The sequence below is a fragment of the Novosphingobium sp. genome (assembly GCF_032093395.1).
Classification (GTDB): domain Bacteria; phylum Pseudomonadota; class Alphaproteobacteria; order Sphingomonadales; family Sphingomonadaceae; genus Novosphingobium.
In genome coordinates, this window is the sequence record NZ_DAMDBA010000138.1 from 1 (window position 1) to 6,136 (window position 6,136).

At 63.7% G+C, this 6,136-nt stretch carries 6 protein-coding genes; 2 read left to right on the forward strand and 4 right to left on the reverse strand.

What is annotated here, in order from left to right:
* Window positions 1–142: 142 nt before the first annotated feature.
* The 4 genes from RT424_RS23720 to RT424_RS23735 all read right to left on the reverse strand — a co-directional run bounded on the left by RT424_RS23720 (window position 143) and on the right by RT424_RS23735 (window position 4,584).
* Entirely contained in the window at window positions 143–463 is a 321-nt protein-coding gene (locus tag RT424_RS23720) for a hypothetical protein (protein WP_313443254.1), read from the reverse strand.
* A 181-nt stretch (window positions 464–644) separates the two neighbouring features.
* The gene (locus RT424_RS23725; protein WP_313443256.1) at window positions 645–1,940 is read right to left on the reverse strand and encodes a hypothetical protein; all 1,296 of its coding nucleotides are present in this window, start codon (window positions 1,938–1,940) and stop codon (window positions 645–647) included.
* An 86-nt stretch (window positions 1,941–2,026) separates the two neighbouring features.
* The gene (ribB, locus tag RT424_RS23730) at window positions 2,027–3,163 is read right to left on the reverse strand and encodes a 3,4-dihydroxy-2-butanone-4-phosphate synthase (protein WP_313443258.1); all 1,137 of its coding nucleotides are present in this window, start codon (window positions 3,161–3,163) and stop codon (window positions 2,027–2,029) included.
* 23 nt (window positions 3,164–3,186) lie between these two features.
* The gene (locus RT424_RS23735; protein WP_313443260.1) at window positions 3,187–4,584 is read right to left on the reverse strand and encodes a cytosine permease; all 1,398 of its coding nucleotides are present in this window, start codon (window positions 4,582–4,584) and stop codon (window positions 3,187–3,189) included.
* A 122-nt stretch (window positions 4,585–4,706) separates the two neighbouring features.
* Between RT424_RS23735 and RT424_RS23740 the strand changes: the two genes are divergently transcribed.
* Window positions 4,707–5,744, forward strand: a complete 1,038-nt coding sequence (locus tag RT424_RS23740) for an LLM class flavin-dependent oxidoreductase (protein ID WP_313443262.1) — start codon at window positions 4,707–4,709, stop codon at window positions 5,742–5,744.
* 3 nt (window positions 5,745–5,747) lie between these two features.
* Window positions 5,748–6,044 carry a DUF1330 domain-containing protein gene (locus RT424_RS23745; RefSeq protein ID WP_313443264.1) on the forward strand — a complete coding sequence of 99 codons (297 nt, stop codon included), beginning with the start codon at window positions 5,748–5,750 and terminating at the stop codon, window positions 6,042–6,044.
* Window positions 6,045–6,136 lie beyond the last annotated feature (92 nt).

Below are 6,136 nucleotides of genomic sequence, written 5' to 3' on the forward strand. Positions count from 1 at the left end.
CGAACAGGCCATGGCCGCTATGAAGCGGGTTTAGAACTTCTGGAGATGGAGGGTGCAGGAGCCTGATGGGCGTCCCGCGGAAAGCGCCCCCCTTGGCCTGGGTTGCCGAGCCTCCTTTTCCTGAAAGGAGGCTCGCGCCGTTCTACTTTCCTTTGATCTTCTGCAGATCGGCGTCGATCTTGGCGAGAACCTCATCGGTGACGCTGTCCGAGGAATAGGACTGGATCTGCTTGAGCGTCATTCCCCGCGCCATTTCGATCTGCGGGTTGCCGACCAGGTCCGGCAGATGCTTGACGAGAACCGCCTTGGTTGAAGGATTGTCGAGCAGGTCGCCGATGCTGGTGGTGGACGTGCTATAGGCGGCCGTAGTTGTCGCTTCTCCGCTTGCGGGTGCCGCCATGACCTGGGGCGATAGACAAATCGCGGAAAGGCAGGCGCCTAATGCCATGAACTGACGAAGCATCGATTGGTCCTCTCTGTTCGGCGCCAGCAATTCTTGCGGATGATCTACACCGATCGCTGCGCGCCAATCGAGTCGCCTAAATAGCGACACGATATCGCATAAATGTCATGGCGGCCCGATCGTCAAGATGGAAAGGCAGTGGCTGCCGGGGCCGCGCGCCCGGCAGCCGTGGGAGGCCGTGTCAGAAATAATAGCCGAAGATCATCATGAAGGCCGCCTTCCACTTGTTGTCGCCGCCCTGTGCAGCGCCGGAAATGAACTGCCCCGCCCCGACATAGGGATCGTTTCGACCGAGGAGAAACTCGGAGTAGACCTTGACCTTCCCCTTATTCTTGGCGGTCCATACCGCGCCCAGATCGAAGCGCTCGCTGTCCTTGAACCCGGCGACGTCCTTCATGAAGCGGCCGTAGTTGGCATATACGAGCAGGTCGAACGGCAGCTTTCCGGTGTCGATTGTCCGGCCGATCTCTCCGAAGGCGTAAGTGCCCTTGGCGGCGATGTTGTAGCTGGAATCGAAGCCGCCCACCGTGATCATGTCGTTGCGGCCTGGGTCCGTGCCGGGGTTGCGCGGGTCGATGTCCTGCCGCGCGACCAGCGCCTTGGCGTTCCAGGGACCGTGGCTGCCGGTCAGGCTGAAGGCGAAAAGGTGTTTGCTGCCTTCCTTGCGCGTGTCGAAGTTGTAGATGCTCGACACCCAGGCCGATGCCGTAGCCTTCAGCGTGGTGTTCGGCTGGTTGACCAGTGCGTACTGGACGTTGCCGATCACCATCTTGCGTTCGTCGTTTTGCGAGCCGTTGGGAACGTAGCTGTCTGCCCTGGCGATGTTCGTCGAATAGCGGGCGGCGTCGCGGCTGATGCCCATCACCGCAGGTCCGCTACCGGGGAACAAGCCCAGTTCCACCCGCAGGTCCGAGGTCTGGCGCTTGTATTTGATACCGAGGTTGTAGACTTCTTCCATGCCGTAGACGAAGCCAAGGTCGTCGAGGATCGAGGAGCCCCAGTAGCGGTCGTCGAACGGCACCGGCTGGATGCCGATCGTAACGCTGTCCTCCTTGCTCAGCTTGGCACCGGCATAGGCGTACATCAGGAACTGCACTTCGCCGGGATAGCCCTCGTAGCCGCCGTTCTTGCCGTAGATGAAGCTGGCGCCATAGAAGCGATACTGGGCCGCGCCGAAGAACTTCGGGGAATCGTAGTCTGCGGTCAGCGCCAGCGTGTCGAAGGACAGGTGGTTGGAGGTCCGGCGCTGGCCCGCGCTGCCGACATCGTTGAAGCGCAGATCGAAGCGCCCGCGCAGGGCCGCGCCGATCTTCAGCTTGGACTTGGTTTCGGTTTCCGGCTGCGAAGCCTCTACCGGCAACACCGAAGGCGCCGGTTCGGCAGCAGGCGCCGCGCAGGTCGTGGCTTCGGCAGGGCAAGCGGGGATCGTCGCCGGCGCAGATGCAGCCAGGATGACGGGAGCGATGACGGGGAGCATGACTCTTCCTTTGCGGCAAGGCGGCCGCAGCGAGGATGACGGGAATGTCGAATATGCGTTTTAGGCGGCGCCTCGGCGTTCCGGGCTCAGTTACCCGGTTTTATTGGCCGTTCGCCTTCGATCGAGAGGCCATAGCCGGCCAGCGCCACCGGGGTGCGGTGGGTGTTGGTCAGCAGCACCATCTTCTCGATCCCCAGATCGGTCAGGATCATCGCGCCCACGCCGTAGTCGCGCAGCTCGTCCATGTCGCTGGGCGAAAGCGTGCCGGCCTGCGCCTTCAGCGCCATCGTGAAGCGATCGTTGCGCGCACGATTGATAGCGATCACGACGCCGGTTCCGTCTTCCGCGATGGTCTGCATCGCGCTTTCGAGCACACCCGATCCGCCGCTCTCTCCGGCGAAGATGTCGGTGAGCGTGGAAATCACATGCATCCGCACGAGCGTGGGCCTGGAGGGATCGATCCGGCCCTTAACAAGCGCGATCTGCTCGGTATCGGTGGCGCGGTTGCGATAGGTGATGGCCTGCCACTCGCCGCCCCAACGGCTGTGGAAGCTGGCCTGCGCGGTCCGCTCAACCAGATTGTCGTGGCGACGGCGATAGGCGATGAGATCTCGAATCGTGCCTACTTTCAGCCCGTGGAACTGCGAGAAGGCGATCAGGTCTTTCAGGCGCGCCATGGTGCCGTCCTCGTTCATGATCTCGCAGATCACGCCTGAAGGGTTGAGCCCCGCCAGTCGCGCGACGTCGACCGCCGCCTCCGTATGACCCGCGCGCACCAGCACGCCGCCCTCTCGCGCGATCAGCGGGAAGACGTGACCCGGCGTGACGATTTCCTCGCTGCCCTTGGTGCCGTCGATGGCGACGGCGATGGTCCTTGCACGGTCCGCCGCGGAAATACCGGTGGTGACGCCGACGCGCGCCTCGATCGAAGTTGTGAATGCCGTGCCGTACTGCGTCCCGTTGCGAGCGCTCATCAGGCCGATGCCCAGCTGGCCAACCCTAGTCTCGGTCATGGCCAGGCAAATCAGGCCCTTGCCGTAGCGCGCCATGAAGTTGATCTTCTCCGGCGTCGCCATCTGCGCGGGGATGACGAGGTCGCCCTCGTTCTCGCGGTCCTCATCATCTACAAGGATGAACATGCGGCCGTTGCGGGCTTCGTCGATGATCTCCTCTGCGCTCGACAGGAAGCTCTTGATGTCGTGCTCGGGGGCTATCGTCGCCATGGCGCTCTCCCAGGGATGCGTTTTCATTCGGCCGGCAGGGGATCGGCACGGTCGGCGTTGCGACCGGCGCCGAGGGCGAGGTAGACCGCCGTCGTCACGATCGGGGCGATCAGCCAGCCCACATCGACGCCGCCCATCGCCGCAGCCAAGGGACCGGTGTAGAAGCTGCTGGCAAGGAAGGGCAGCTGCACCGCGATGCCAGCGAGATAGGCCGCCGATGCCTTCAGGTCGATCCGGCCGTAGATGCCGCCATCGGCCCGGAAGAACGAGTCGATGTCATAGCGGCCCTTACGGATGAAGTAGAAATCGACGATGTTGATCGTCGCCCAGGGCGCGAGGACCACCATGAGCCCGATGACGAAGCCGATGAAGCGGGGAACGAAGTCGTCGGCTGAAGTGGTAGCGATGACCAGGCATACCGTCAGCACCAGGGCGGAGAGCACGACCCGCGCCTTGCGGCCGGGCTGCCACGAGGCGAGGAAGGTCTGCGCCATGGTGATGAGCGACAGCACCGCGCCGTAGATGTTGAGCGCATTGTGGCTGACGATGTTGAAGACGAACAGCGCCATCAACACCGGCGCCAGCGCGCCGGTTGCGCCGCTGACGATCGCCATCGGATCGGCGTCCGCCGGGGCTCCGGCAACGGCCACCGCGCCGAGGATGAACGAGGCGCCTGCACCCAGCGCCGCACCGGCGAAGCTCGCCAGGAACGGCGCGCGGATGCCGACGCTGGGCGGCAGGTAGCGCGAGTAGTCGGACGTGTAGCAGGCGTAGGAAATGTGCCAGACCGCCGCCAGTGAGAACATCGCCAGCCAACCGATCATCGAGCCCTGCCCCTGCGTCCACAGCTCCGACGGCATCAGCGCCACCAGGTTGGCGAAGGCGAAGATCAGGCCCGCACCCATGAACCACATGCCCACGCGGTTGAGCAGATGGATCACGTTGTAGCCCAGGATGCCGATACCGGCAGCGGCCAGCGCGCAGAGCACGGCGCCTACCGGCAGGCCGATCGCGGGCTGGAGCGCATGGACCGACTTCGCCGCGAGGACAATGTTGGAGATGAAGAACCCGACATAGAGCAGCGTAGCGAAGGTCACCACCAGCAGGGCACCGTAACGGCCGAATTGCCCCCGGCTCTGGATCATCTGCGCCAGCCCCATCTGCGGCCCCTGCGCGGAGCAGGCGCCAAGCACCAGAGCGCCGACGAGATGGCCAAGGATGATCGCGGAAATGCCCCAGGTCAGCGGCAGGTGATAGACCTGCACGGCCATGGCGCCCGTCACTACCGGCAGTGGCGCGATGTTCGTCGTGAACCAGAGCGTGAAGAGATCGCGCACCTTGCCGTGTCGCTCGGCCAGCGGCACGAAGCCGATGCTGTTTTCCTCGATCACGCCGGCCGAGGTATCGCCCGCTCTACCCATGTTTCAGTTATCCTCTTGCACCATCGTTTTTGTGGTATACCATCGGACGGTATTCTTGCTTCGAGCGAGTCGCAAGGAAAATTTTAAGCCTCCCTTGAGTGAGGCAGGGAAAAGGATGGAAGATGAAGTTCTCGATCTTTCTGCACATGGAGCGCTACGACGACTCCGTCTCGCACCCCAAGCTGTTCCAGGAACTGCTGGAATTGTGCGACATGGCCGAAGCCGGCGGCATGGACAAAGTCTGGATCGGCGAACACCATGCGATGGAATACACCATCTCGCCGAACCCGATTCCGCTGTTGGCAGCCGTGGCAGGCCGCACCAGCCGCATCCGTCTGGGTGCGGGAACCTTCATCGCCCCGTTCTGGCACCCGATCCGCATGGCCGGTGAAGCCGCGCTGCTGGACGTGATCAGCAACGGTCGCGCCGAAGTGGGCCTGGCGCGCGGCGCCTATCAGTTCGAGTTCGACCGCATGCTCAACGGCGTCTCCGCGACCGACGGCGGCCGTTATCTGCGCGAGATGGTGCCGCTGCTCCAGCCGCTGTGGGAAGGCGATGTCGAACATGACGGCGAGATCTGGAAGTTCCCCGCTTCCACCAGCGTGCCCAAGCCGGTTCAGGCCCGCCCGCCGCTGTGGATCGCCGCGCGCGACCCGGATTCGCACAAGTTCGCGGTTGCCAACGGCTGCAACGTGATGGTCACGCCGCTGGCCAAGGGCGATGCCGAAGTGGCCGATCTCATGAACAAGTTCGAGGCCGCCATCGAAGCCGCGCCCCAGATCACCGAGCGTCCCCGCATCATGGTGCTCCAGCACGCCCACGTCCACACCGGCGACGACGACTGGCAGGCCGCGGCGGAAGGCATCTCGTTCTTCTTCCGCTCGTTCGGTGCCTGGTTCGGCAACAAGACGCCGCCGATCAGCGGCTTCCAGACCGCGGTTCCCCCGATCAACCCGGAAAAGTTCCCCGAATACGTGCCCGAGACGCTCCGCAAGAACGTCATGATCGGCAAGCCGGACGAATTGATCGAACGCCTCAAGGGCTACGAGGCGCTTGGCGTCGACGAATACAGCATCTGGGTCGACAACAGCATGTCGTTCGAGGAAAAGCGCGATTCTCTGCGCCTGTTCATCGACAAAGTGCTGCCGGCCTTCGCCTGATCCATGCCGAAGGCCTACTGGATCGCGCAGGTCAACGTCACCGACCCGGAAGCCTATGCCGACTACATGGCCCTCGGTCCCGCCGCCCTCATCGGGGGCGGCGGGACACTGCTTTCGCGGGGTGGCCGCTCGGTGGCGCTCGAAGGGCCGGAGCCTTTCGAGCGCACGGTTGTGATAGAGTTTCCCAGCATGGAAGCCGCCCTCGCCTGCCATGACTCGCCAGCTTACCGCCTCGCCCGCGAGAAGCGGCACGGCGCCGCGGAAGTGGAAATCCTGATCGTGGAAGGACTGGATCGATGACCGACAAGCCAAGAGACGAAAAGTTCGAACAGGGCCTCGCCACCCGCCGCGCGGTGCTGGGCGACGCCTATGTCGACAAGGCGCTGGACGGC

Excerpts from the sequence above, each read along its gene's own strand:
- RT424_RS23720 (WP_313443254.1), bottom strand. The coding sequence starts at position 463 with ATGCTTCGTCAGTTCATGGCATTAGGCGCCTGCCTTTCCGCGATTTGT.
- RT424_RS23725 (WP_313443256.1), bottom strand. The coding sequence starts at position 1,940 with ATGCTCCCCGTCATCGCTCCCGTCATCCTGGCTGCATCTGCGCCGGCG.
- ribB (WP_313443258.1), bottom strand. The coding sequence starts at position 3,163 with ATGGCGACGATAGCCCCCGAGCACGACATCAAGAGCTTCCTGTCGAGC.
- RT424_RS23735 (WP_313443260.1), bottom strand. The coding sequence starts at position 4,584 with ATGGGTAGAGCGGGCGATACCTCGGCCGGCGTGATCGAGGAAAACAGC.
- RT424_RS23740 (WP_313443262.1), top strand. The coding sequence starts at position 4,707 with ATGAAGTTCTCGATCTTTCTGCACATGGAGCGCTACGACGACTCCGTC.
- RT424_RS23745 (WP_313443264.1), top strand. The coding sequence starts at position 5,748 with ATGCCGAAGGCCTACTGGATCGCGCAGGTCAACGTCACCGACCCGGAA.